Raw genomic sequence first — 25,270 nt, 5'->3', positions numbered from 1 at the left:
CCTTTTTTATTCCGATGAGGATTGTGAATCCGCAGTGGATTCATCCTCATCCTGATCTTGGTTTTCGTCTTGGTTTTGATCGTTGCTGTTTTTATCAGTGTTCTTTGTATCTTCTTTCTGATTGTTCTTTTGATCATTTGTTTGTTTGTCTGTGTCATCCTGATTTCCTGATGTATTGCTGCTGTTATCATTCGTTGATGTATTGCTTTTTTTGGATGTCAGCTTGATTTTGGCGTTTTTCTGCCCCAAGGACCAGGTTACATTCTGAGGTCCGTTTACTTCAAGCTTCACGCTATGCTCCCCGTCCTCTAAATCTGAAACATTCACATACAATTCGATATCCGATTTTTTCAGTTTTTTTATATTCGCGGGAGAGCCTTTAGCCGTTACGTCTATCGCTTGTGATTCAGGATCAAGAAATTCAATGTTTTGTGAACTGCTCAGCCCTACAGTCTTGATAGAGACATTCTCAAACTTCTGATCCGCTTCACTATCGACTTCTATATGCAAAGTCACCTTTGACGGCGAGATTTTTTTGACGCCGTCAGGAAGCGGAATATCTGCCTCGATATCGGAATCCTTGTTAATTTTGCTTAAATCTAAGCTGACGCCATCAATAAATTCAAGAGAATCCAACACATCCTGTGAGCCGTAAACCGTTACCTCACTGGGGCTGGATTCAATATTCGCTATGCTGACACCGTCAGGAAGGCTTCCTGTCCGTTCAATTTTAAAGGGCACTTTTTTACTTGGGCTTGTCACCGGAACGGTAATCTTGATGACCGAGGGCTCAACGTCGACAGGAAGCGCGTTTCCGTCTTTATCATAGACAGTCACTTTCGCTTCCTTTTCAATCGTTTCATCTGCGTTTTCCAAATTCACTGAAGCTTTGACAAGAGAAATATTATCGATCACATTTTTAGATCCGGTAATCTGCACATTTTTCGGACTGACAATCGGCTGCTCCGGAGAATAGCCTTTTTTCATCTTGCTTTTATTGTAGTACTCCACTTCTACAGGAAAGCTTTTGGTCGTCCGTTCCTGTATGGTCACTGTCGTAACAGATGGATTAATTGAGATTGTCAGCCCATCCGACACATTTTTGGCCTTAAGCTCAACCTTATGTGTGCCGGTTTTCAAATGTTCCATATCGGCGTATATTTCAAAGTTCTTGGTCTGCCTAGCCTTTTTCACGGCACTTGTCGAGCCTTTTATCGTGACATTAACCGTTTGCGGAACACCTGTCACGACGTAATTTTCATCATCATAATACGCTTTAACCGGAATATCGGTCAGAGTTGCTTCATCAGTTGTTGATGTCGGAAAGAAAGATTCACCCGGTTTTTTCGGAGTCGGTGCTTGGTTGCTGTTAACCGCCACATAAAGCAAGAGCGCGAAAAGCAGAGCAATGATTTTCACAGCCCAGCGGTTGTTTAAGAATTTATCCATTTTTCTTGCCCCTCCAATACCAGCGGATAGAAGAAGTGTCTCTGGTGTTTTTCTTAAACTCGGCTTCAAGCATTTCTTTCAGCGCTTCTTCTGTCAGCTCTCTGTGAAGGTCGCCGTTCTTTGCCACACTGACGCCGCCGGTCTCTTCAGACACAATAATCGTCAAACTGTCTGTTACTTCACTGATGCCGACAGCCGCTCTGTGCCGCGTGCCCAATTCTTTTGAAATAAACGGGCTTTCAGAAAGCGGCAAATAACAGGCGGCCGCGGCAATTTCATTATTTTTCATAATCACCGCACCGTCATGAAGCGGGGTGTTTGGGATAAAAATATTAATCAGCAGCTCAGAGCTGACTTTGGCATTCAGTGGTATGCCGGTCTCAATATAATCCCCCATTCCAGTATCCCGCTCAATGGTCAGCAGGGCGCCTATACGGCGTTTCGCCATATAATTGATCGCTTTTGTGATGGCCTCAATCGTTTTCTGTTGCGCTTCTTCTACAGGCGTGCCGCTCCTTGAAAAAAAGCGGCCGCGGCCTAGCTGTTCAAGCGCTCTTCTCAGCTCAGGCTGAAAGATAATAATAATTGCTAAAAATCCCCATGTTATCGCTTGGTCCATCAGCCACTGAAGTGTGCTGAGGCCCAAATATTGGCTGGCCATACGAACAAGCACGATGACTACAATTCCTTTTAACAGCTGAACCGCTTTCGTGCCGCGTATCACCATAATCAATTTATATATCACATACCAAACAAGGAGAATATCAACGGCATTGCCGAGGTACTGCAAAAAAGGGATATCCTCAAAAGCCATTTCCTCGTCCTCCAAGATTTCAGTCATTTCGTATTTTGTGTTTTACGTGTTGCGCATATGTACTTTACATAGCGAGCCCATTATACCACATATCGATTTAGCAAGTGAAATGTGTCAGCCGCTCAGCCCGCAAAAAAAGAGCAAAGCAGCTAACGCGCTTTACTCTTCTCCGTTCGGATTGAATGCACTGAGTACACTTTTCCCCGCAGACTTCATCTTGTACCATGTCCAGTCGAATAATTGATTGATTTCTTCAATTTGACCGGTGACTTGTCCAGCAGAGGCCATATACTTTTCGCCGTTCACGACGGTTACATCCCCGTCTATTTTGCCTTTAATAATCAGCTTGCCGTTTTTGACAGTGACATCACCTTTAACCGTCTCACCTTCCGGCACGGTCACAGTATGGTTATGAACCACAAGATTCGGCTGCTTGGACACGCTGAAATTGTGGTCATTATGCCAGCTGTTAAAAAAACCTCCGCCCATCAAAATGATGAATACCGCAGCAGCTGCGATAACGGGATGGCTTCTGAACCATCTTTTCACAGAAGCTCTTTTCTTCTCCTTAGGCAATTTTGCCATGACATTAGCGGTAAAATCCGCGGGGGCTTCGACATGCGATGTGCTCCGTACGAGCGCTATTGATTTCTCCATCTCGTAAAAATGCTTTCTGCATGTCTCGCATGTCTCCAGATGTTCATTTAATACGTGTTCATCTTTTGGAAGGATATCTCCATCAAGATGCATATGCATAAGCTGCACAATTTGTTCAGGACAGCTCATTTCATCACCCCACTTAAAGATCCCTTAATTGTTTTCTAAGAGCCTCTCTGCCCCTGTGAATCCGCGTTTTCACAGTCCCCACAGGAATGTTTAGAATCTCCCCGATTTCAATTAATGAGAGTTCGTCAATATACTTTAATACGATGACTGTTCTGTATTTGTCAGGAAGCTTTAAAATTTTCTGCTGAATCGTGTTTGAGAGCTCGAGCGACACAACTGCATCTTCAGGCAAAACACCGTCTGCGGCGATTTGGGAATACATGGTCAAGCCTTCTGTACCAGCCACCTCTGCATCGAGGTAATAATCCGGCTTCTTTTTGCGAATGCGGTCAATGGTCAAATTGGTCGCGATTCGATAAAGCCAAGTTGAAAATTTCCGGTTAATATCAAAACTGTCGATATTAACGTACGCTCTGATGAAAGCCTCCTGTGCAATATCCTCTGCCTCATGCACATTGCCAAGCATACGGTAGCAAAGCTGATAAATTTTATCTTTGTAAATATCTACGATGTCCGCAAATGCATCCTGGTCGCCTTTTTTGACTTGTTTAATTCTTTTTTTAATCATCATTTCCATATTTATCTAACCTCTGCCTTCACCGGTCTGTATGTATACGAGCTTCGTTTCAAAAGGTTTCAATTTTTTTATAAAATAAGTTTATCAAATTTTTGGCAGGGTGTAGATGGTAATTCGTGAATAAACTACCTTAACATATTTTTAAAATTATTATACAGACTGAACAGTTAGAAGTTGGAATGAATTTTAAAAAAGAAAAAAGACACCTTTTGGTCAAAGGTGTCTGTGACTGGGCTAGCTGGATTCGAACCAACGCATGACGGAGTCAAAGTCCGTTGCCTTACCGCTTGGCTATAGCCCAATAATGGTGGAGGGGGGCAGATTCGAACTGCCGAACCCTGAGGGAGCGGATTTACAGTCCGCCGCGTTTAGCCACTTCGCTACCCCTCCACATTAAATTTTGAAAAAACAGTGCCGGCAAGAGGACTTGAACCCCCAACCTACTGATTACAAGTCAGTTGCTCTACCAATTGAGCTACACCGGCAAGATGGTGGAGGATGACGGGCTCGAACCGCCGACCCTCTGCTTGTAAGGCAGATGCTCTCCCAGCTGAGCTAATCCTCCAAATGGTGACCCGTACGGGATTCGAACCCGTGTTACCGCCGTGAAAGGGCGGTGTCTTAACCGCTTGACCAACGGGCCGTTGTGTTCTCGTCGAGCTGACAAAAGTTATTATATACAGGTCACCCCCTATTTGTAAAGAGAAAAATTAAATTTTTTATTTTCAAACTTTTTAACTCCTTTTTTAACTGAAAAAGCCTCCCAACGAAAGTCATTTATTTTATGATAGAGACAAGCAAAGCAAGAGAGGAGAAACCAATATGATTCTAGTCAGTTCTTGCCTTGGAGGCATTGAGTGCAGATATAACGGCTCTCACGCAGCGTCTGAGAAAATCAGAAAACTCGTCGCTGAAAATAGAGCAGTCATGGCTTGCCCTGAACTTCTTGGCGGCTTTTCAACCCCTCGTGAACCCGCAGAAATCATAGGAGGCACCGGCGAGGATGTCCTCAATGGAACCGCGAAAATCGTGACAGCTTCAGGTGAAGATGTTACAGAGCTATATATGGAAGGTGCCGCGAAAACATTGGCTTACGCAAAAGAAATCAACGCCACTGCCGTCATATTAAAAGAAAACAGTCCATCTTGCGGAAGCGGCTTTATCTATAACGGCACATTCTCTGGCAAAAAAATCCCCGGCAGCGGAGTAACCGCCGCACTGCTAAAACAAGCGGGCTACCGCGTCATTTCAGAAAACCAGCTAGACGACATATTGTAAGGAGGCCACCCCATGACTCAAGACATTTCTTTATCCTTCTATAAGCCTGAACACTTGCCCGAGCTTCAATCATTCACGCTCACCAACGATGACAAACGCTTTACCTCCCTCCCGAAAGAGGTGCTGTCTCAGGCTCTGGGCATACAGGACCGATACCCGGTTGTCATCTTAAAAGACGATCTTCCAGTCGGTTTTTTCATTTTACATGCATCAAAAGAAACGCTAGCTTCCTATTCTAACAATCCATTTGCTTTACTGCTCAGCTCCCTGTCTTTAAACGCTGTGCATCACGGAAAAGGGTACGCGAAAAAAGCCATGCTTTTGCTTCCCTCTTTTGTGAGCGGATACTTTCCATGGTGCGACGAAATCATCTTGGCCGTCAATCATCTGAACATACGCGCAAAACACCTTTATATGAAATGCGGGTTCCTTGATAAAGGACGGCGAAGAATCGGGCCGCTTGGAGAACAGTTGATCCTTCATCATTTCTTATAGTCTTGAGTGAAATAAAATTTCAAAAATGTAAAAACATAGTTGAAATATCATAACAGAAATGAATATACTGAATATTGAGATATATCATTTTAAAACAGGGGGCATCCTCATGTCAGAAAACCTTCATCATCTTACAACGGAATCACGCAATAGCCAAACGGTTGAAATCCACAAAGCAAACACTCTCGGCATCCTCAAAATGATCAACAACGAAGATATAAAGGTCGCTGCAGCCGTTCAGGAGGTTCTCCCTGACATCAAAACAGCTGTAGACTGCGCATATGATTCATTTCAAAGTGGAGGCCGGCTCATATATACAGGCGCAGGCACAAGCGGCAGACTCGGCGTCATGGATGCTGTTGAATGTCCTCCCACTTACAGCGTAAGTCCTGATCAGGTCATCGGAATCATGGCTGGAGGCTCCGAAGCCTTTTTACAGGCAGCAGAGGGCATTGAAGACAGTGAAAAAGCAGGGGCTGAGGATTTAAGAAACTTACAGCTCACGTCAAATGACACCGTCATTGCCATCGCAGCAAGCGGCCGTACACCTTACGCCGCAGGCGCCCTAAGATACGCCCGCGAAGTCGGAGCGCACACCATCGCCCTTACTTGCAATGAAAATTCCGCCATCAGCAAGGATGCGGATCACAGCATTGAGGTTGTCGTCGGACCTGAGGCCATTACAGGATCAACACGTATGAAAGCTGCAACCGCTCATAAAATGATTCTAAACATGATATCTACCGCTGTAATGGTCAAAATCGGCAAGGTCTACGAAAACTTGATGGTAGACGTCAACGTCAGCAACAAAAAACTAAAAGAACGCGCCATCAGCATCATCCAAAGCCTTACAAACGCTTCATACGAAACAGCCAGGCAAACCCTGGAACAAGCCGATCATCACGTCAAAACAGCAATCGTTATGCTCAAAACCAGTACAGATCAGAAACAAGCAAAGACATTACTCGATGAAGCAAACGGTTTCATTGATAAAGCAATCGAAAATTACCATCCATGATAAGGAGAGAACTAGAATGGCAACAGGCGGTTTAGCGATCATCCAATCAATGAAGCATAAGCTCCCTCCATCCGAGCGTAAACTTGCAGATTATATCCTAACCCATCCCCACAAAGCAATCGAAAGCACTGTCAGCGAAATCAGCGCCTTAGCCAATTCAAGTGACGCTGCCGTCATCAGGCTCTGCAAATCACTCGGATTAAAGGGATTTCAAGATTTAAAAATGAGAGTAGCGGGCGATCTGGCAAAGCCTACGTTTCAGGGCTACCGTGATATTGTTCCCCACGAGCCGCTGCCCTCTATTTCCGAAAAAGCGGCCGGCAATGCCATTCAAGCCATTCAGGATACTTCAGACCTGATGGACTACAAAGAACTGGAACAAGCGGTTTCTCTGCTTCTCAAAGCTCACACTGTGCATTTTATCGGCGTCGGGGCTTCCGGCATTGTCGCCAAGGACGCTCAGCAAAAGTGGCTTCGTATTCATAAACAAGCAACCGCGTTTACAGATACTCATCTTGTTGCATCTTTGATCGCAAATGCAGATAAAGACGACATCGTATTCGCCATTTCGTTCTCAGGAGAGACGCAGGAAATCATTGAACTGCTTGCCATGGCTAAGGAAAAAGGCATCACAACGATCAGCCTCACACAATTCAGTCAGACATCCGTCTCCGCACTGGCTGATGTCCCATTGTATACAGCCCATTCCAATGAAGCCTTAATTCGAAGTGCAGCCACTTCCTCCCGCCTCGCCCAGCTTTTTATGATAGATGTATTGTTTTTAGGCATGGCGGCTGAGCAATATGAAGAAACAACCGGCTATATCGATAAAACAAGAGCAGCCATACAATCTATGAGAAAAAAATAAAGCATCTTGAAGGGGAGGGGTTTTTAATGAGCAAAGAAAATAACTACCATCAACTCGCAAAGAAAATCCTCGAGTTATGCGGGGGGAAATCCAATATATCCTCATTTACGCATTGCATGACAAGGCTGCGTATTACACCTTACGATGAAAACAAAGCAGATGCTCAGGCTTTAAGAGCGCTTGACGGGGTATTGGGGGTCGTCGAGGCTGAAACCTTACAAATCATCCTCGGCACAGGAGTCGTCAATCATGTTACAGCGGCTTTCTCCAAGCTCATGTCAGCGGAAGATGGTGTCGATGTGAATGAAGCAGCCGCCAAAAAGAAAGCCGATATCAATCGAAAGAACGCCACTCCTTTTAAACTTTTCTTACGTAAAATCGCCAGCATCTTTATCCCTCTTATTCCCGCCCTTGTCGCTTCCGGTTTAATTACCGGGATTACCAAAGCAAGTATTCAAGCCGGCTGGCTCTCTGCAGAATCACAAATTGCTGTTATCCTGACAATCATCGGATCAGGGCTGTTCACTTATCTCGGCATTCTCGTGGGTATCAACGCTTCAAAAGAATTTGGCGGGACACCCGCTCTTGGGGCTTTGGCCGGGATCTTGATTATCAATCCGGAGATCGCAAAGATCAGTTTATTTGGAGAAGAGCTTCTTCCGGGCAGGGGAGGCCTGATCGGCGTCCTTTTCGCTGCTATATTCATTGCTTACACCGAACAATTTATTCGCCGCTTTATTCCTCAATCACTCGATATCATTGTCACACCCACCGTTTCACTGTTAATCACCGGAATCGTAACGTATGTCGTATTCATGCCTTTAGGCGGATTCATTTCTGACGCCATTACATCCGGCCTTCTGTCCATCCTGGACATCGGCGGCATCGCTGCGGGCTTTATTCTGGGCGCAACCTTCCTTCCTCTCGTCGTAACCGGATTGCATCAAGGCTTGACGCCTGTGCACATGGAACTGATCAATTCAATTGGCAATGATCCTCTGCTCCCTATTTTGGCTATGGGAGGTGCAGGACAGGTAGGCGCGGCCTTTGCCGTCTTCGTGAAAACGAAAAAAACAACACTGAGAAAAGCAATCGCCGGCGGGCTTCCGTCAGGCCTGCTCGGCATTGGGGAACCGCTCATTTTCGGAGTCACGCTGCCGCTTGGCCGTCCGTTTTTAACGGCATGCTTAGGTGCTGGAATCGGCGGCGCCTTTCAAGCTTATTTTCAAGTAGCCACCATTGCGATTGGTGTCTCCGGACTGCCGCTTTCCTTTCTAGTCCTGCCTTCGCAAATCATCCTGTATATCGTTGGGCTCTTTATTTCCTACGCGGCCGGCTTTTTATTGACCTATGCATTCGGATATAAAGATGAAATGGCTTCTCAGTTCGATTAAATTGTTGCTGTTTTAGGGATAGTAAACGGGATAGAAGCACAGAAAGGGGATAACCTGTGAAAACAAAGACACTGTTGTTATTCAGTGCCATTTTAACCCTATCGATATTGGCGCCAAATGAAACCTTCGCGCAAGCAGCAGACAGCTTGGTTGAGCCGAAAACCATAAATGCAGCAACTGCACAATTCTCGACGAAGAAGCTAAGGAAGGTAGATCAGATGATAGAACGGGATATTGCAGCAGGATTTCCAGGCGCCGTTCTTGTCATCGTGAAGGATGGACACATCATAAAAAAAGAAGCATACGGCTACAGTAAAAAGTACGAAGGATCAGAGCTGCTGCGCCGTCCGGCAAAAATGAAAACCCGCACGATGTTTGACTTAGCCTCAAATACAAAAATGTACGCCACAAATTTTGCATTGCAGCACTTAGTCAGCCAAGGAAAACTTGACGTCTATGAAAAAGTTTCTGCATATTTGCCTGGTTTCAAGGATCAGCCTGGAGACCCCATAAAAGGAAAAAACAAGATACGTGTCATTGATGTTCTTCAGCACCAATCAGGGCTTCCATCAAGCTTTTACTTTTACACGCCGGAAAAAGCCGGCAAATACTATTCCCAGGAACGTGACAAAACGATTGAATATTTGACGAAAATTCCGCTCGATTATCAAACCGGGACAAAACACGTATACAGTGACATTGGGTATATGCTCCTCGGCTGTATTGTCGAAAAACTCACCGGAAAACAGCTTGATGGCTACGCGGAGCAAGAGCTCTACAAGCCGTTGAAGCTGAAGCACACCTTGTACAATCCGCTGCAAAAAGGCTTTAAACCAAAGCAGTTCGCAGCTACTGAACGCATGGGCAATACACGTGACGGCGTTATTCAATTCCCTAACATACGCACAAACACGCTGCAAGGAGAAGTGCATGATGAAAAAGCGTTTTACTCAATGGATGGCGTGTCTGGCCATGCCGGGTTGTTCTCAAATGCAGATGATATGGCCATTCTGCTGCAAGTCATGTTAAACAAAGGATCATACCGAAACATTTCTTTATTTGATCAGAAAACAGCTGACTTGTTTACAGCACCTTCAGCAACAGATCCGACATTCGCTCTTGGCTGGCGGCGGAACGGAAGCAAAAGCATGGAATGGATGTTTGGCCCTTACGCCAGCGCAAATGCTTATGGGCATACAGGCTGGACGGGGACCGTTACAATCATTGATCCGGCATACAATTTAGGTATCGCATTGTTAACAAATAAAAAGCATACCCCAGTTGTTGATCCAGAAGAAAATCCCAACGTCTTTGAGGGTGATCAATTTCCAACAGGCAGTTATGGAAGCGTTATAACCGCGATTTATGAAGCAATGGAATGAATGATTAGACGATAGGAGGAAGTTTCTATGAAACCTGTCTTTCCGCTTATCCTTTCAGCCGTTCTTTTTCTTTCATGTTTTCTCGTGGCTAACCAGAAAGAAGCCACTGCATCTAAAAGTTCAATCGATGCCAATCAGATTGTCAATCGTATGTCATTAGATGAAAAACTCGGTCAGATGCTGATGCCTGATTTTAGAAATTGGCAAAAGAAAGGCGAGTCCTCACCGCAAGCCCTTACGGAAATGAATGAGGAAGTCGCCAGCCTCGTCAAGAAATATCAATTCGGAGGCGTCATTCTTTTTGCAGAAAATGTAAAAACAACAAAGCAAACGGTCCAGCTGACAGACGCTTACCAAAAGGCAAGTCCCAAAATCCCACTCATACTTAGTATTGATCAGGAAGGCGGCATTGTAACGAGGCTAGGGGAGGGCACTAATTTCCCAGGGAATATGGCGCTGGGCGCAGCCAGAAGCAGAATCAATGCGTATCAGACCGGCAGCATCATTGGAAAAGAGCTCTCGGCCTTAGGCATCAATACAGATTTCAGCCCTGTCGTAGACATTAACAATAATCCTGATAATCCTGTAATCGGCGTACGGTCATTCAGCTCCAATCGAAAACTGACATCACGACTCGGTTTATACACGATGAAAGGGTTGCAGCGGCAGGATATCGCCTCTGCCCTCAAACATTTCCCGGGACATGGAGACACGGACGTTGACAGCCATTATGGACTGCCGCTCGTTTCCCATGATCAAGAACGGCTTCGAGAGGTCGAGCTCTATCCTTTTCAAAAAGCAATTGATGCCGGTGCTGATATGGTGATGACAGCCCATGTTCAATTCCCTGCCTTTGACGACACCACATACAAAAGCAAACTCGATGGATCGGACATTTTGCTTCCAGCTACACTTTCGAAAAAAGTGATGACAGGCCTTCTTCGTCAGGAAATGGGCTTTAATGGGGTCATCGTTACCGATGCGCTCAATATGAAGGCAATCGCAGATCATTTCGGACAGGAAGAGGCTGTGGTCATGGCCGTAAAAGCTGGTGTCGATATTGCATTAATGCCAGCCTCAGTTACTTCATTGAAAGAAGAACAGAAATTCTCACGTGTTATTCAAGCTTTGAAAGAAGCCGTGAAAAACGGAGACATTCCTGAACATCAAATCAACAAATCAGTTGAAAGAATCATTTCCCTGAAAATAAAACGCGGCATGTATCCAGCACGGAACGACGACAGTACAAAAGAAAAAATAGCCAAAGCCCAAAAAATCGTAGGAAGCAAGCAGCACCTGAAAGCAGAGAAAAAAATAGCTGAAAAAGCAGTAACTGTATTAAAAAATGAACAGCACACTTTGCCGTTCAAGCCCAAAAAAGGCAGCCGAATCTTAATTGTGGCACCTTACGAAGAACAAACTGCTTCAATCGAACAAACCATTCGCGATCTCGTCAATCGTAAGAAAATCAAACCCGTATCTGTCGACAAAATGAATTTTGCCAACCAAGTATTTAAGGCCGAGCATGAAAAACAAGTAAAAAAGGCTGATTATATCATTACCGGTTCCTATGTCGTCAAAAATGACCCTGTCGTCAACGACGGTGTCATCGACGACACCATATCTGATTCAAGCAAATGGGCTACCGTGTTTCCGAGAGCTGTCATGAAAGCCGCACTGCAGCACAATAAACCTTTTGTCTTAATGAGTCTGCGCAATCCCTATGATGCCGCCAATTTTGAAGAAGCAAAGGCACTGATTGCTGTCTATGGCTTTAAAGGATACACAAATGGCCGTTATCTTCAACCTAATATTCCGGCCGGAGTGATGGCGATATTCGGCCAGACAAAACCTAAAGGCACACTTCCAGTTGACATTCCGTCAGTCACGAAACCAGGGAACACCCTTTACCCATTTGGCTACGGTTTAAATATCAAAACGGGAAAACCGCTTTAATGAGGAGGAACATATGAGAAAAACAATATTCGCTTTTCTCACAGGGCTCATGATGTTCGGAACGATAACCGCTGCCTCTGCTTCACCCGATTCAAAGAATCAAACGGCTAAAAAACCTAAAGTCCAGACCGGCATAGACACGCTTTTGCCAGATTACAAAAAAAAGCTCAAGGGAAAACGAATCGGACTGATCACCAACCCAACGGGAGTAAATGCATCTCTGAAAAGCAGTGTCGATATACTTTTCGAGAATCCAGAAATCAAACTGACAGCTTTATTCGGCCCTGAACACGGCGTCCGTGGTGACGCCCAGGCTGGAGACGAAGTAGGCTCTTACATTGACGAAAAAACCGGGGTTCCCGTATACAGTCTCTACGGAAAAACGAAGAAACCGACACCAGAGATGCTGAAAAATGTTGATATTCTACTATTTGATATACAGGATGTCGGGACCCGTTTCTACACGTACATTTATACAATGGCATACGCAATGGAAGCCGCCAAAGAAAACGACATTCCGTTTATGGTGCTGGACCGCCCGAACCCTCAAGGCGGAAATCATATTGAAGGACCAATCTTAGAACCTGAATACGCCTCATTTGTCGGATTGTATCCCATTCCGTTGAAGCATGGGATGACGATAGGCGAATTGGCTATATTGTTCAACAAAGAGTTTGACATTGATGCCGAGCTTACAGTCGTGAAAATGAAACACTGGAAACGAAAAATGGATTTTGACGATACCCGATTGCCTTTCGTCCTCCCTTCGCCTAACATGCCGACAGTGGAGAGCACATTTGTTTATCCTGCAACCGGGCTAATTGAAGGAACAAATATATCCGAAGGGCGAGGGACAACAAAACCATTCGAATTGATCGGAGCTCCCTTTATCAAAAGCACAGAGCTTGAAGAAACTTTAAACAGCCTCCATTTGCCGGGCGTGACATTTAGGGCAGCATCCTTTACCCCAACGTTTTCTAAACATCAAGGAACGCTTTGCCACGGTGTGCAGCTCTATGTGACAGACAGAGATAAGTTTGAAGCCGTTAAAACAGGTCTCTCAGTCATTAAAACCATACACGATCTCTATCCTGAGGATTTTGAATTCCTCTCAACAGGTTCATTCGATAAACTGGCAGGCAACGGCTGGATCAGGACAAAAATCGAAAATGGAACTTCTATTGAAGACATCATAGACAGCTATGAAAAAACACTCCAACAATTCAGCAAAACAAGAAAAAAATATCTCATTTATTAAGGCGTAAGCATCGTATGTTACACGTGTAACATATTCTTACTGAACGAAAGACCCTTACTTTCATACACGAGTAAGGGTTTTTTTCGTGCTAAAAACCCACCCGCTTTATATAGGAAAACTTTCATTTATTTGGTACAATTTTTATTGAAAATGATTATCAATTGAAAGCTTCTGAAAAGGTGGTCTACTCTTGCCAAACGCAGTGATTTATCAACCCATACAAATTGAATATCTAAAAAAAACAAGTGATCTCTTCTCAGAACAGCAATTAGCCGATTCATTCGTGCTGATCTTTCATTTAAAAGGAAACGGCCATATTTCGATCGGAACAAACACCAATCCTCTGCAAAAAAAGACACTTTATGTTTGCCCGCCTAACGAGACTTTTGGCTTTACACCAGCAGCCGATGGACATATAGATGCTTGTCTGATCAGGCTTCAAAGCTATATCAAGGTAAACGGCCAAGATATGTTCACACCATGCGCAGAATCAGAATTAGCCAAACTGAAGCTTGTGAATGTTTCGCATATCGAAAACCTTGCAGTCCGGCTTCAAGAGCTTGCAACACTATGGAATGAATCGTCTCAGCTTTCTCAGCTTAAATGTGTGATTGAAGTACAAAGCCTGATTTATGACCTCTTTACTGCCAGTTTATCTGAGCAAACGGATACACATTCAGCAATCGAAAAAACAAAACACTATATCGAAACCCATGCCCATTCAAAAATCACGCTTGCCAAGCTGGCACAAATCGCAGGAATCAGCGCCAAACACTACAGCGAAAGCTTTAAAAAATGGACTGGACAGAGCGTAACAGAATTTATTACGAACACAAGAATCACCAAAGCGAAACAGCTCATGGCAAAATCAAACGGCAAATTGAAAGAAATCGCTCACCAATCCGGTTATCAAGATGAATTTTATTTCAGCAGAATCTTTAAAAAATATACAGGGTGTTCACCTACAAGCTATATGAAAAAACGACGAAAAAAGATCGCCGCTTATGGAAGGGGGACCATGGGCCATCTCATTCCTCTTCATCACATACCCTTTGCCGCTGCTCTGCATCCGAAATGGACGTCTTACTACTATCAGCATTATTCGACAGATATACCCGTCCAGCTCAGTGCATACCGCTTTAATGAAAAGTGGGAAGAAAACCTGTACACATTATCGCAGGCAGAACCAGATGTGATTGTCAGCATGGATTCTATTTCTCCGGAAGAACAATATCACCTGAATCGCATCGCAGAAGTCATGTACCTTCCTTCAGAAGAAAGCTGGAGAACCCACTTTCTGCAAACGGCCTCATTTTTAAAGGAAGAATCCGAAGCAGAAAAGTGGCTCTCGGCTTATGACCGGCAGACAACAGCCGCCAAAAAAACACTTCAGCACGTTCAAGGGCTGCGTTTTCTCTTTTTGAGGCTGCATAAGCAAAACTTCTATCTGGCACATAACCGAAGCGTCCGCGAAGTTTTCTTTGGAGATTTAGGATTCAGCTCGGCAACAACAGCTGACACACCTTCAGAGCAAGCGATTCCGTTAGAAAATATCGCAAATTACCAAGCTGACTGCATGATGCTTTTTCTTTTTAAAGAACCAGAGACCATAGCCTATTATCAGCAATTACAGCTGACAGAAGCATGGCAGAACCTAAGCGCCGTAAAGAATAACCGTGTTTATCTTTTATCCCTTGACCCGTGGAATGAATACTCAGCTTGCGGGCACGAACGCATCGTTCAGCAAACTATTTCTTTACTATCCGGAGATTGTCCATGATAAATCAGAAATTTGTCCATGGTGTTATATCTATTCATTCTCTATAATTCTAATTGATAATAGTTATCAATTGACAGGAGGCCCTATAGATGAAAAAAATATCTCTAACCTTATTAATCTTGCTTCTCGCACTGACAGCAGCAGCCTGCGGCAGCAAAAACGAATCGACCGCCAGCAAGGCAAGCGGCACAGCATCGGAGAAGAAGAAAATTGAATACCTGGATAAAACATATGAAGTAACTGTACCGACAGACAAAATTGCCATTACGGGAAGCGTTGAATCAATGGAAGATGCCAAACTGCTTGATGTTCACCCGCAAGGCGCGATTTCATTCTCAGGCAAATTCCCTGATATGTTCAAAGATATTACTGATAAAGCCCAATCAACCGGAGAAAAAATGGAGCCAAACATTGAAAAGATTTTAGAAATGAAGCCAGACGTCATCCTTGCTTCAACAAAATTCCCAGAAAAAACACTGCAAAAAATAAGCACAGCCGGCACAACGATCCCAGTTTCTCATATCTCTTCAAACTGGAAAGAAAACATGATGCTGCTTGCCCAGCTGACTGGAAAAGAGAAAAAAGCGAAAAAAATCATTGCAGATTATGAACAGGATCTAAAAGAAACAAAAACTAAAATCAATAATAAAGCGAAAGATTCAAAAGCGCTTGTCATCAGAATCAGACAAGGCAACATTTACATTTACCCTGAACAGGTGTATTTCAACTCCACGCTATACGGTGATTTAGGCCTTAAGGCGCCGAGCGAAGTAAAAGCTGCAAAAGCGCAAGAGCTGATTTCATTAGAAAAATTAAGTGAAATGAACCCAGATCATATCTTCGTCCAATTTTCTGATGATGAAAATGCAGACAAACCTGATGCCTTAAAAGATCTGGAGAAAAATCCAATCTGGAAAAGCCTGAAAGCAGTCAAAGAAGATCATGTGTATGTCAACTCAGTGGACCCTCTCGCACAAGGCGGCACAGCTTGGAGCAAAGTCCGTTTCCTGAAAGCGGCTGCTGAAAAATTGACACAAAACTAATTCAGAGTAGGTTTTTGTATGTATTCAAAACAGTGGACACGTATCATATTGATTACTTCTCCATTTGCTATAGCACTGTCGCTTTTGCTTTCAATCCTTTATGGGGCAAAGCATCTTAGCACAGATATTGTTTTTACATCTCTTATTCATTTCGATCCGGGAAACACAGACCATCAAATTATATGGCATTCTCGGATTCCAAGGGCTGCCGGCGCTCTGCTCATAGGGGCAGCCCTTGCTGTTTCTGGAGCGCTTATGCAAGGCATTACGCGCAATTATTTAGCTTCGCCCTCCATTATGGGCGTTTCAGATGGTTCCGCGTTTATCATCACGCTCTGTATGGTTCTGCTCCCGCAATCATCGTCGATTGAAATGATCATTTATTCTTTTATCGGCTCAGCGTTAGGGGCTGTGTTAGTATTCGGCCTTGCCGCCATGATGCCGAACGGATTTACCCCCGTGCAGCTCGCCATCATCGGCACAGTCACAAGCATGCTGCTCAGCAGTTTATCAGCGGCCATGTCGATTTATTTTCAAATTTCTCAGGATCTCAGTTTCTGGTACAGTGCCAGACTTCATCAAATGAGTCCGGATTTCCTGAAGCTTGCCGCTCCGTTTTTCCTGATTGGCATCATAATGGCCATGTCTCTCAGCAAAAAGGTGACTGCCGTATCCTTAGGCGATGACATTTCTAAAAGTCTGGGCCAAAAGAAAAAAACCATAAAAATCATGGCGATGCTTTCCGTCATTATTTTAACCGGCAGTGCCGTAGCGCTGGCCGGAAAAATTGCGTTTGTTGGTTTGGTTGTTCCGCATATCACGAGATTTCTCGTCGGCTCTGATTACAGCAGGCTGATTCCGTGTTCCTGTATTTTGGGCGGAATCTTTTTAACCCTGTGTGATCTCGCAAGCCGATTTATCAACTATCCGTTTGAAACACCGATTGAGGTCGTAACATCCATTATCGGCGTACCTTTCTTCCTTTATTTGATTAAACGAAAAGGAGGGGAGCAAAATGGCTAAAAAATATGCATTGTTCATCGTTTTGATTCTCGTTGTCAGCTATTTCAGCTTAACGAGCGGATCATTTTCTGTTCGTCCGGCTGAGCTGCTCTCCACTCTTTTTCAAATCGATCCGAATCCGCAGTATGAAATTTTGCTGTTCGATCTAAGACTTCCGAGGGTTGTCATGGCTGCTATTATCGGACTCGGTCTTGGCATTGCAGGCGCTGTCATCCAGGCCATCACAAGAAACGGGCTTGCTGACCCAGGAATTCTCGGAATCAACGCAGGGGCGGGAGCCGGTATTGTGGCGTTTATGCTCTTGTTCCAAGGCCAGAAGGAAGTTACATCCATAGCTGCAGCGATGGGGATGCCGCTCTTTGGATTGATAGGTGGGCTCATCGCGGCGCTCCTGATTTACATATTTGCATGGCACAGAGGCAATTTAGATTCAGGAAGAATTATTCTGGTAGGAATCGCGATCAATTCAGGATTCAGCGCCCTTTCTTTGTTTTTATCATTAAAAATGGACCCGCAAGACTATCAAATGGCCATGGTGTGGAAAAACGGAAGCATCTGGTCTGCCAACTGGACGTATATCACAGCCGTTCTTCCGTGGATGCTGCTGTTTATACCGATTCTTATTGCCAAATCCCGCTTGCTCGACACCATTCGTTTTGATGAAGACACAGTCAGAAGCCTTGGCATATCATCAAATAAAGAAAAAACCATCCTGCTCGTCGCCTGTGTAGCAATCATCAGTGCCTGTGTCTCCGTAGCGGGCAGCATGGCGTTTGTCGGCTTAATTGCTCCCCATATTTCACGGAGGCTGTCTGGCGTCGAACATCGCTATATTCTGCCACTGAGCGGTTTAATCGGGATGCTGCTTGTGATAAGCGCAGACTTTGCAGGAAAACTGTTTTTTCAGCCCGCGGAAGTGCCCGCAGGCATCATTTTGGCGATCCTCGGTGTTCCTTATTTTTTATATTTGCTTTTTAAGCAAAAAAAGGGGGAGAATGCTTGAAAGGATCTCTTTCAGAACACAAAGCCGGCAACAGGAGGTTCACGCTGTACCTCCCTCCTTCCTACAGCGCAGACAGCGGGGAATTCCCTGCTGTTTATGTGCAAGATGGCCATTCTTTGTTTCACGGCCAAATTGAATTATTAGAAAGCATGTTTCAACAGCAAAGACTCCCTGAACTTGTACTAATTGGTATCGAACCTGAAAATCGGCTTGACGAATACACGCCATGGCCGGCTGCATCACTCAGTGATCGATTCCCGGACTTCGGAGGCATAGGATATGACTATCTGTCTGACATGACAAACCGGTTCATTCCGTTTATCGAAGAAAACTGGAACATCGCCAGGAAACCGCAAACAAGAGGAATGATCGGTGCCTCATTAGGCGGCCTCATCTCAATGTTCGCCTTATTAAAGTATCCGTCAGTGTTTGGGAAAATAGGTTCTATCTCAGGTTCATACTGGTACGAGAACGCAGCGGAAACCATTCATATTTCTTCTTTAACACCCGGCACTGCGCGTATTTTCATGTCTGTCGGCAGTGAAGAAGGCCGTGGAAAACAATCCATTCAGCGGCATATGCTGAAAAAAACAAAGCAAGTTCACCAAAGTCTAAAAGAAAAAGGCTTCACTGAAGACCAGCTTTGTCTTTCAATTGAAAAAGGGGCGGTGCACCACCGCAAGTATTTCTGCAAACAGTTCATCACCGCTCTCGAATGGCTATACGGAAAAAACCGCTCAATCCAATGAGCGGTTTTTTCATGCTTTCTGCAAAACAGGTTTTAATTCAAAACGATTCAGCATATAGCCAAACAAAGCAGCCAATATCTGCTGGAACAGCATGCCGATCACAACAGGAACGGCAACCTGAGACGGGAAGAACGTAACGGCAAGAACTGCGCCGGCACTGATATTCCTCATGCCTCCCGTAAATATAAGAGAGACTATTTCCTCTTGGCGCCTTTTCATCATTTTTCCGATCAGCCAAGCAGCGGCATAGCCTGTTAACGCAATAAAGAAGACCGTTACAGCTATTCCTGCAAATCTCAAATCAATGGCTTTGAAATAAGGAGCAATCGCTGAACTGTTAATCGCAATCACTGCCATCAAGCAAAGCTTTGAAAAAGGCGACAGCGCGCTGCTCACAGATGCAGTTCGTTCAGGAGATGACATCTGATTAAACAGCATGCCCAGAAAAGAAGGAATCACAACCATTACAATCAGGCCTTTCATCATTCCCCACACGTCCATATGAACCTGAGCGCCGGCCAGCAATGAAAGGCTAAGCGGTACGATTAGTGGTGACAGCACAGTATCAACTAAGATAATCGAAAGCGTCAAACCGACATTCCCTTTGTACATCGCTGCCCAAATCAAGCTTGTAATCCCAGTAGGAATTACGACAGCCAACGTTAAACCAGTGATCGTTAAAGGGTCGCCTTTAAAGATAAGATGGCCGCTGCCCCAAGCAAAAAGCGGCATAAAAATATGAAGAACAAAAAGTGCAAGAATCATAGGGAGAGGGTGAGATAATGCATGTCTCAAAGATTGAAAGTTCGCGCTTAAACTGCCTGCAAACGTAATAAACGCAAAGATCCAAGGCACTGCGCTTTCATATCCATTTAAAAATTGAGACAACAGCACGCCCAACACCACACTAGTCGGCGTTAAAAGCGGCATCACCCTCCCCAATACACGGTTCAGCTTCTGAAGCATCATATGCAAGTCCCCTATTTTAAATTTCTCTTCTCTCTATTATATCAATGCTGCTTAACCGTATGTTATATAAAAAAGCCCAGATCTCGTTAATCTGGGCTTCCCTATTTTATGCCATCTGTTTCATTAGAGACTTACTCGCTTTATTCAAACCTTTTAACTCGGCTTCAATGCCTTGTTCTTTAAACTTCGCAACAATCTTATCAAGTGCTGCCGCTCCAGAATCATCCCATACATGAGCTTCAGTTAAGTCAATCACGACCCGCTCAACATCCTCTTGATAAATAAACGCATTTGCAAGATCCGTCACTGACGCAAAAAAGATCTGCCCCTTCACTTGATAGGTTCTAAGCTTTTGATCCTCTGCATGAGAAACGATTTTCAGCTTCGAGATTTTTGCCACAAAGAACACGGCACTTAAAAGAACGCCGACAAATACACCCTTAGATAAGTCATCCGTCACAACAACCGTTATCACAGTCACAACCATGACAATCGAGTCCGTGAGCGGCGCTTTTTTAAGTCCTTTTAAAGAAGACCAATCAAATGTGCCGACAGACACCATAACCATTACAGCCACTAACGCAGCCATTGGGATTTTCACCACGACATGACTTAGCACCGCAATTAAAAACATCAGAAAAGCACCGGCCACAAATGCTGACAAACGTCCGCGCCCGCCCGCTTTTGTATTAATGACAGATTGTCCGATCATAGCACAGCCTGCCATGCCGCCAAAGAATCCGGTCACGATATTCGCAATTCCCTGTCCTCGGCTCTCTTTATTTTTATCACTGTCCGTATCCGTCATTTCATCAATAATCTGTGCTGTCAGCAAAGATTCAAGCAACCCGACAAACGCTAAAGCAATCGAATAAGGAAAAATAATTTGCAGTGTTTCAAAGGTTAACGGAACATCAGGAATTAAGAAATGAGGCAACGAACTAGAAATATTGCCCATATCGCCAACCGTCCGCACATCCACATGGAAAGTGACCGCAATAATTGTCATCACAATAATCGCAACAAGCGGGGACGGAACAGCAGTCGTAAACCTCGGCAGCACATAAATAATAACAAGCGACCCGGCAAGCATCGCATACATACTCCAAGAAGCACCTTCAAACTGAGGAAGCTGCGCAGAGAAGATAAGGATCGCCAGCGCATTTACAAACCCGATCATGACAGAACGCGGGATGAACTTCATTAATCTCGCTATTTTACTGATACCTAAAATCACCTGAATAATGCCTGTCAAAATCGTTGCCGCAAATAAATACTGAAGCCCATGATCAGCAACCAGAGACACCATAACGACTGCCATTGAACCAGTCGCAGCTGAAATCATGCCAGGTCTGCCGCCAAAAATAGAAATAATAATGGCTATACAAAATGACGCATATAGACCGACCATCGGATCCACACCGGCTATAATAGAAAAGCCGATCGCCTCAGGAATTAATGCTAACGCAACCAAAATGCCAGCAAGAATGTCTTTTCGGATATTCCCGAACCATTGCTGTTGTAATGTAAAACTATTATTCAAATATAACGACTCCTTCTTATAAAAAAATAAATCCGCACCATATCTATTGTATTGGGAGCTTTTTTTAATTTACGGGAGAAAGTGAAAGAAAAACGACCGGGGACTACGGGGAAACGTTGAGTATATTGTATTGTGGCAAGGAGTTGTCATACAAAGTATCATAATAAATTTTCATCAATTACGCAAGATGAATGCTGAAGAAAAAAATGGCTCAAACATAGTCTGAGCCATTTCGCTGGATTATATCATATCCGGATGGGACACAAGAATCGTTTTAATAGCAGTAATATCTTTTCTCTCATTTGGCAACGCACCTATACCCATCAATTCCTGGATGGCAGCCTCGTAGTTCTCAAGCGGAGTTTTCTCCGTAATTAATTCAGAAAGCTGAGGCATGTCCGCAGCACATGATACCGCATCCTCCATAATTTGGCGCGCCTCTCCGGTTCCAACAATCGTCACACCGTTAGAAAGCAGCTGGAAAGGCCTGATTCTCATCTCATACGTATCATCAAATCCCATAGGCACAAGTCTTCCGCCCTTGTTAATTAACGGATATGCCCATTCAAGCTGATTACCGATCGCGTCAAAGATCACGTCAAATGTTCTCCCTTGGTTAATCCGTTTGACCTCATCTACCGTTAAATCCTGAGGGTGATAAACATAGTCAGATATTCGGCGCGCCGCTTCTGAACGGTACTCACCAACCTCCGTCGCAACTGTCAACCTAGCGAGTTTTTTTACCATGATTTGAACAAGCAGTCCAATCGGCCCTGAACCTAATACCAGTACAGAATCGTCAGGTTTGATAGCAGCCCGCTCAATCACATTTAACACACAAGAAAGCGGCTCAATTAAAGTGGCTCGTTCCCATTCCATCGCGTCCGGGATTTTATACATAAATCGGTCCTCGCCCACATAATAATCGGCAAATGTGCCATGTGCCCCTAATCCCAGCTGCCAGTCTTCAAATGTTTCACAATAACAAGTTAAACCTTTTCTGCAATAATAACACTTCCCGCAAAACTGAGTCGGATCGATCACCACACGATCACCAGGCTTAACGTTTTTAACCTCAGGTCCTGTTTCAGTCACCACGCCCACAGATTCATGACCAAGGATCATACCGTGAGTCGCGCGCATCTTTCCTTTTAGAACATTTAGATCCGTTCCGCAGATGCCTGTCCCGTATATTTTTACTTTTACATCGTTCATTTTTTTAATTTGAGGTTCTTCTACTTCTTGCAATTCCAGCCGTTCATTAGGAGTCCAGACCAACGCTTTCATATGTCTCTTCCTTTCTGTCCCAGCGAATTTGATCCAGCAGCTTCTGATGCAGCTCCTTCGTGGACGCGGCGATGCATGACTGCTGGTTATTGTAGCTAAGATCCGTCAGAAGTGTGTTATCCAAGGACTTTCCATATGCGTCAGTAATGACAACACCCGCTTTTTTCGCCAAAAACACACTTGCGGCAATATCATAAGGAAACAGATGCAGAACCTGCCCATTTCCTACAGCCTGAAAATCTTTTAGCAGCGCAGGATCGTCCTTTAATAAACGATTGCCGATATCCACATAGGCATCCATCTGCCCTGTGATAATTCTGGAGATAGAATATGAAGCGCTATTGAAAACAAAAACGCCTCCATTATTCGCTGACTGATCTATCAAATGACCGTACGCATCAATCATCAGATGCGAGGGATGCCCATTAAACTCAAGGCTCCAAAACATATGTTTAATGTCTTCCACCTTGCTCAGATTTGGCAGGGTGCCACGATAGCCTTCATAATAGATCCCCTCAGAATAAACATCCGCGTACATATAGGCTCCTGTTTTCAGCTCTAGCAGAAAAGCAAATTCAATATCCTTAATTTTTGCGGCAGGCTTGTACGCAGCTAATGCGATAGAGATACAAGACATTTCAAGACCTGCAGCTGCCGGACGCGTACCGTCAATCGGATCAACAATCAAAATATATTGAGGATTGTCTCCAAATATCTTCAATCCCCCATCTTCCGTATAAAACGCGACTGATTCTTTTTTGCTTTGCACATAATCCAGCACTGCGTTCTCAGCAGCCGCATCAATGTTAAACTGTGCATCTCCCCCTGGGGAATACCCGTTAACTAACCGGTTTTTCAGTGTTCCTTTCTGTCCCTTTACTTCCTCATAAACAAATTTTCCAAGCTCTATAATATATTCTTTCACTTGATATCCTCCAATAGCTTACGAAGTTTGAAACAAAGCACCTCAGCCTCACTAAGCGTAATCGTGAGAGGCGGACGGATTTTAAATACATTTCCGAATCCGTAACGGGAAGTACGTAAAATTAACCCATAATCCATAGCCCGTTTTGCAATATAATTGGTCAGTTCTACATCAGGCTCATTATTCTCTTTTACAATTTCAACGCCGATCATCAAACCTACGCCTCTGACGTCAGCAATAAAGGTAAATTCTTTCTTCATGTGCTCTAAAGAATCCATAATGTAATTCCCGACAATTGTTACATTTTCTAAGAAGCCAGGACGCTGCATGATTTCGATGGTCTTACAAGCCGCTGCCGAGGCCATCACATTTGAACCATAAGTAAATGAGTGATTATGGCCGGCTAATCCCATGTACTTATCCTCTGTAAGTGTAGCGGCAACCTGGAACCCCGTGCCGCCCAAACCTTTCGCGACCGTCATCATATTCGGTTTCACATCAAAGTAATCAGCGGCAAACATCTTGCCTGTACGGCCGAATCCAGTTTGAATTTCATCAAAAATAAGCGCGATATCATGCTCATCACAGAGCTTTCTTAATTGCTTAAAGTATTCCTTAGGCGGAACGATGTTTCCTCCATTACCGGAGATCGGTTCAATAATCATCGCGGCAATTTTTCCGTTGCTCGCATATTCGATAAAGTCATTAATTCTTTCTACACAAAGCATTCCGCATGAATCTGGTTTCTGATTGTAAAAACACCGGTTGCAATAGGGGTCAGGCACCTGCAAGCCAAAAGAAAACTGAGGGGGAAACGGCTCTCTTCGAAACGAATTTCCGGATAACGCAGACATCATATACGTTTGGCCAAGATGGCTTCGGAATAAAGAAATGACATCTGTTTTCCCTGAATAGTTTTGAGCCATTTTGATAGCTCCTTCATTCGCGGCAGAACCGCTGCTGACTTTGGGGTGAACTTTCGTGAGATTGTCGGGGGAGATTTCTACAAGTTTTTCAGCTAGTTTATTAACGGCGTTGGTTTGGTAGGATGAAGTGACATGTATCAGCTGGTCAGCCTGTTCTTTGACTGTATCAATAACTTCTTTATTGGTATAACCCAAATTCAAATTGAAAGTAGCAGAAGCACAATCAATATACTCATTGCCCTCTGAGTCGTATAAATAAATGCCTTCTCCTCTTTCCATGACAACATCATCCACTTTGTAATACAAACTGTCTGGATTCGTAACTTCTTTAGTCCCCACTATCAACACCCCTATTTAATAAAATATGTAAAACTCGTTAATCATCGTATAAATTCTAGAAATTAATGTCAACTAGATAAATAGTAAAAATTGTTAATTATTTGTTAACGTTTGCATAGGGGGTTCCTATTTAAACAGCTTATGTTAAGATAGAAATAAATGGATTTATTGTAAAAAAACTAAATATAAACTACATAAACGCTTATTTTGCTGCCAGTCCTATCATAAAAATTGTAGAGAGTATTATTTTTATCAAAGGAGATTAATGAATGAAAACTCGTTTACTGTGGATTGGATGTTTATCTTATGGGTCGATCGCCTTTACTCTCGTTATACTTGGAGCCGTCCTGCCGGAATTACTTTCCCATTACGCCCAAAGCTACAGTAATGGCGGTGTATTAGTTTTTT

Annotated in this window: 23 protein-coding genes and 5 tRNA genes (1 of these 28 running past the window's edge); 14 read left to right on the top strand and 14 right to left on the bottom strand. The window is 44.0% G+C overall.

Annotation, left to right across the window (positions count from 1 at the left end):
- Positions 1-6 precede the first annotated feature (6 nt).
- The 9 genes from cdaR to MY9_RS01120 all read right to left on the bottom strand — a co-directional run bounded on the left by cdaR (position 7) and on the right by MY9_RS01120 (position 4,269).
- A complete protein-coding gene (gene cdaR, locus MY9_RS01160) occupies positions 7-1,449 on the bottom strand; it encodes a CdaA regulatory protein CdaR (RefSeq protein WP_014662569.1) in 1,443 nt (480 codons plus the stop codon).
- A complete protein-coding gene (gene cdaA, locus MY9_RS01155) occupies positions 1,442-2,263 on the bottom strand; it encodes a diadenylate cyclase CdaA (RefSeq protein ID WP_014662568.1) in 822 nt (273 codons plus the stop codon). Before cdaA ends, cdaR begins: the two co-directional genes overlap by 8 nt.
- Positions 2,264-2,422: 159 nt before the next feature.
- Complete coding sequence (gene rsiW / locus MY9_RS01150; protein WP_014662567.1) at positions 2,423-3,049, bottom strand: anti-sigma-W factor RsiW; 627 nt, start codon at positions 3,047-3,049, stop codon at positions 2,423-2,425.
- Positions 3,050-3,062: 13 nt separating this feature from the next.
- Positions 3,063-3,626, bottom strand: coding sequence for an RNA polymerase sigma factor SigW (gene sigW, locus MY9_RS01145; RefSeq protein ID WP_003223646.1), 564 nt, complete (start codon positions 3,624-3,626; stop codon positions 3,063-3,065).
- 229 nt (positions 3,627-3,855) lie between these two features.
- Positions 3,856-3,927 (bottom strand) — tRNA-Gln (locus MY9_RS01140).
- Positions 3,928-3,931: 4 nt separating this feature from the next.
- A tRNA-Tyr gene (locus MY9_RS01135) sits at positions 3,932-4,016 on the bottom strand.
- Positions 4,017-4,038: 22 nt separating this feature from the next.
- Positions 4,039-4,111 (bottom strand) — tRNA-Thr (locus tag MY9_RS01130).
- 4 nt (positions 4,112-4,115) lie between these two features.
- A tRNA-Val gene (locus MY9_RS01125) sits at positions 4,116-4,191 on the bottom strand.
- Between the two features lie 3 nt (positions 4,192-4,194).
- Positions 4,195-4,269, bottom strand: a tRNA-Glu gene (locus tag MY9_RS01120).
- 179 nt (positions 4,270-4,448) lie between these two features.
- On the opposite strand from MY9_RS01120, the gene MY9_RS01115 reads away from it, so the two are divergent.
- From MY9_RS01115 to MY9_RS01055, 13 genes are all read left to right on the top strand, one after another.
- The gene (locus MY9_RS01115) at positions 4,449-4,904 is read left to right on the top strand and encodes a DUF523 domain-containing protein (RefSeq protein ID WP_014662566.1); all 456 of its coding nucleotides are present in this window, start codon (positions 4,449-4,451) and stop codon (positions 4,902-4,904) included.
- 12 nt (positions 4,905-4,916) lie between these two features.
- The gene (locus tag MY9_RS01110) at positions 4,917-5,399 is read left to right on the top strand and encodes a GNAT family N-acetyltransferase (RefSeq protein ID WP_014662565.1); all 483 of its coding nucleotides are present in this window, start codon (positions 4,917-4,919) and stop codon (positions 5,397-5,399) included.
- Between the two features lie 109 nt (positions 5,400-5,508).
- Positions 5,509-6,417 carry an N-acetylmuramic acid 6-phosphate etherase gene (gene murQ / locus MY9_RS01105; protein ID WP_041521237.1) on the top strand — a complete coding sequence of 303 codons (909 nt, stop codon included), beginning with the start codon at positions 5,509-5,511 and terminating at the stop codon, positions 6,415-6,417.
- A gap of 16 nt (positions 6,418-6,433) precedes the next feature.
- Positions 6,434-7,285, top strand: a complete 852-nt coding sequence (locus MY9_RS01100) for a MurR/RpiR family transcriptional regulator (protein WP_014662564.1) — start codon at positions 6,434-6,436, stop codon at positions 7,283-7,285.
- Positions 7,286-7,311: 26 nt separating this feature from the next.
- Positions 7,312-8,679 (top strand): PTS transporter subunit EIIC, encoded by a 1,368-nt coding sequence (locus MY9_RS01095; protein ID WP_014662563.1) that lies wholly within the window; start codon positions 7,312-7,314, stop codon positions 8,677-8,679.
- Between the two features lie 56 nt (positions 8,680-8,735).
- Positions 8,736-10,061: an N-acetylmuramoyl-L-alanine amidase gene (gene amiE / locus MY9_RS01090; RefSeq protein WP_014662562.1), complete on the top strand. Its 1,326-nt coding sequence runs from the start codon at positions 8,736-8,738 to the stop codon at positions 10,059-10,061.
- Positions 10,062-10,088: 27 nt separating this feature from the next.
- Positions 10,089-12,017, top strand: a complete 1,929-nt coding sequence (gene nagZ, locus MY9_RS01085) for a beta-N-acetylhexosaminidase (protein WP_014662561.1) — start codon at positions 10,089-10,091, stop codon at positions 12,015-12,017.
- Positions 12,018-12,030: 13 nt separating this feature from the next.
- Positions 12,031-13,275 (top strand): exo-beta-N-acetylmuramidase NamZ family protein, encoded by a 1,245-nt coding sequence (locus tag MY9_RS01080; protein ID WP_014662560.1) that lies wholly within the window; start codon positions 12,031-12,033, stop codon positions 13,273-13,275.
- A 190-nt stretch (positions 13,276-13,465) separates the two neighbouring features.
- On the top strand, positions 13,466-15,055 hold the full coding sequence (btr, locus tag MY9_RS01075; RefSeq protein ID WP_014662559.1) for a bacillibactin transport transcriptional regulator Btr: 1,590 nt from the start codon (positions 13,466-13,468) through the stop codon (positions 15,053-15,055).
- Positions 15,056-15,144: 89 nt separating this feature from the next.
- Complete coding sequence (feuA, locus tag MY9_RS01070) at positions 15,145-16,098, top strand: iron ABC transporter substrate-binding protein FeuA (protein ID WP_014662558.1); 954 nt, start codon at positions 15,145-15,147, stop codon at positions 16,096-16,098.
- Between the two features lie 18 nt (positions 16,099-16,116).
- A complete protein-coding gene (locus tag MY9_RS01065; RefSeq protein ID WP_014662557.1) occupies positions 16,117-17,121 on the top strand; it encodes a FecCD family ABC transporter permease in 1,005 nt (334 codons plus the stop codon).
- Positions 17,114-18,124 (top strand): iron ABC transporter permease FeuC, encoded by a 1,011-nt coding sequence (gene feuC / locus MY9_RS01060; RefSeq protein WP_014662556.1) that lies wholly within the window; start codon positions 17,114-17,116, stop codon positions 18,122-18,124. The genes MY9_RS01065 and feuC overlap by 8 nt, the downstream gene beginning before the upstream one ends.
- Entirely contained in the window at positions 18,121-18,873 is a 753-nt protein-coding gene (locus MY9_RS01055; protein ID WP_014662555.1) for an alpha/beta hydrolase, read from the top strand. The genes feuC and MY9_RS01055 overlap by 4 nt, the downstream gene beginning before the upstream one ends.
- A gap of 9 nt (positions 18,874-18,882) precedes the next feature.
- Here MY9_RS01055 and MY9_RS01050 read toward each other — a convergent pair whose 3' ends face one another.
- The 5 genes from MY9_RS01050 to MY9_RS01030 form a co-directional block, all read right to left on the bottom strand.
- On the bottom strand, positions 18,883-19,803 hold the full coding sequence (locus MY9_RS01050) for a bile acid:sodium symporter family protein (RefSeq protein WP_080478297.1): 921 nt from the start codon (positions 19,801-19,803) through the stop codon (positions 18,883-18,885).
- 145 nt (positions 19,804-19,948) lie between these two features.
- Complete coding sequence (locus tag MY9_RS01045) at positions 19,949-21,385, bottom strand: SulP family inorganic anion transporter (protein WP_014662553.1); 1,437 nt, start codon at positions 21,383-21,385, stop codon at positions 19,949-19,951.
- Between the two features lie 240 nt (positions 21,386-21,625).
- Positions 21,626-22,672 (bottom strand): zinc-dependent alcohol dehydrogenase, encoded by a 1,047-nt coding sequence (locus tag MY9_RS01040; protein WP_014662552.1) that lies wholly within the window; start codon positions 22,670-22,672, stop codon positions 21,626-21,628.
- Positions 22,647-23,597 (bottom strand): inositol monophosphatase family protein, encoded by a 951-nt coding sequence (locus MY9_RS01035; protein WP_014662551.1) that lies wholly within the window; start codon positions 23,595-23,597, stop codon positions 22,647-22,649. Before MY9_RS01035 ends, MY9_RS01040 begins: the two co-directional genes overlap by 26 nt.
- On the bottom strand, positions 23,594-24,862 hold the full coding sequence (locus MY9_RS01030; protein WP_014662550.1) for an aspartate aminotransferase family protein: 1,269 nt from the start codon (positions 24,860-24,862) through the stop codon (positions 23,594-23,596). Before MY9_RS01030 ends, MY9_RS01035 begins: the two co-directional genes overlap by 4 nt.
- A gap of 269 nt (positions 24,863-25,131) precedes the next feature.
- Here MY9_RS01030 and MY9_RS01025 point away from each other — a divergent pair, with 269 nt between their 5' ends.
- Positions 25,132-25,270: the beginning of an MFS transporter gene (locus MY9_RS01025; protein WP_014662549.1), read on the top strand. The gene runs 1,085 nt beyond the window's last position; only the first 139 of its 1,224 coding nucleotides appear in the window; the start codon lies at positions 25,132-25,134; its stop codon lies off the right edge, out of view.

The organism is Bacillus sp. JS (assembly GCF_000259365.1).
GTDB lineage: Bacteria > Bacillota > Bacilli > Bacillales > Bacillaceae > Bacillus > Bacillus stercoris.
Note: the sequence above shows the minus strand (reverse complement) of the source record. Positions and strands in the feature narration are given on the sequence as shown.

What these genes read in the sequence shown, in the direction of transcription:
- MY9_RS01040 (WP_014662552.1), bottom strand. Translation starts at nt 22,672, where the DNA reads ATGAAAGCGTTGGTCTGGACTCCTAATGAACGGCTGGAATTGCAAGAA.
- MY9_RS01095 (WP_014662563.1), top strand. Translation starts at nt 7,312, where the DNA reads ATGAGCAAAGAAAATAACTACCATCAACTCGCAAAGAAAATCCTCGAG.
- MY9_RS01115 (WP_014662566.1), top strand. Translation starts at nt 4,449, where the DNA reads ATGATTCTAGTCAGTTCTTGCCTTGGAGGCATTGAGTGCAGATATAAC.
- cdaR (WP_014662569.1), bottom strand. Translation starts at nt 1,449, where the DNA reads ATGGATAAATTCTTAAACAACCGCTGGGCTGTGAAAATCATTGCTCTG.
- feuA (WP_014662558.1), top strand. Translation starts at nt 15,145, where the DNA reads ATGAAAAAAATATCTCTAACCTTATTAATCTTGCTTCTCGCACTGACA.
- MY9_RS01110 (WP_014662565.1), top strand. Translation starts at nt 4,917, where the DNA reads ATGACTCAAGACATTTCTTTATCCTTCTATAAGCCTGAACACTTGCCC.
- MY9_RS01080 (WP_014662560.1), top strand. Translation starts at nt 12,031, where the DNA reads ATGAGAAAAACAATATTCGCTTTTCTCACAGGGCTCATGATGTTCGGA.
- sigW (WP_003223646.1), bottom strand. Translation starts at nt 3,626, where the DNA reads ATGGAAATGATGATTAAAAAAAGAATTAAACAAGTCAAAAAAGGCGAC.
- MY9_RS01065 (WP_014662557.1), top strand. Translation starts at nt 16,117, where the DNA reads ATGTATTCAAAACAGTGGACACGTATCATATTGATTACTTCTCCATTT.
- murQ (WP_041521237.1), top strand. Translation starts at nt 5,509, where the DNA reads ATGTCAGAAAACCTTCATCATCTTACAACGGAATCACGCAATAGCCAA.
- MY9_RS01050 (WP_080478297.1), bottom strand. Translation starts at nt 19,803, where the DNA reads ATGCCGCTTTTAACGCCGACTAGTGTGGTGTTGGGCGTGCTGTTGTCT.
- cdaA (WP_014662568.1), bottom strand. Translation starts at nt 2,263, where the DNA reads ATGGCTTTTGAGGATATCCCTTTTTTGCAGTACCTCGGCAATGCCGTT.
- MY9_RS01100 (WP_014662564.1), top strand. Translation starts at nt 6,434, where the DNA reads ATGGCAACAGGCGGTTTAGCGATCATCCAATCAATGAAGCATAAGCTC.
- nagZ (WP_014662561.1), top strand. Translation starts at nt 10,089, where the DNA reads ATGAAACCTGTCTTTCCGCTTATCCTTTCAGCCGTTCTTTTTCTTTCA.
- feuC (WP_014662556.1), top strand. Translation starts at nt 17,114, where the DNA reads ATGGCTAAAAAATATGCATTGTTCATCGTTTTGATTCTCGTTGTCAGC.
- rsiW (WP_014662567.1), bottom strand. Translation starts at nt 3,049, where the DNA reads ATGAGCTGTCCTGAACAAATTGTGCAGCTTATGCATATGCATCTTGAT.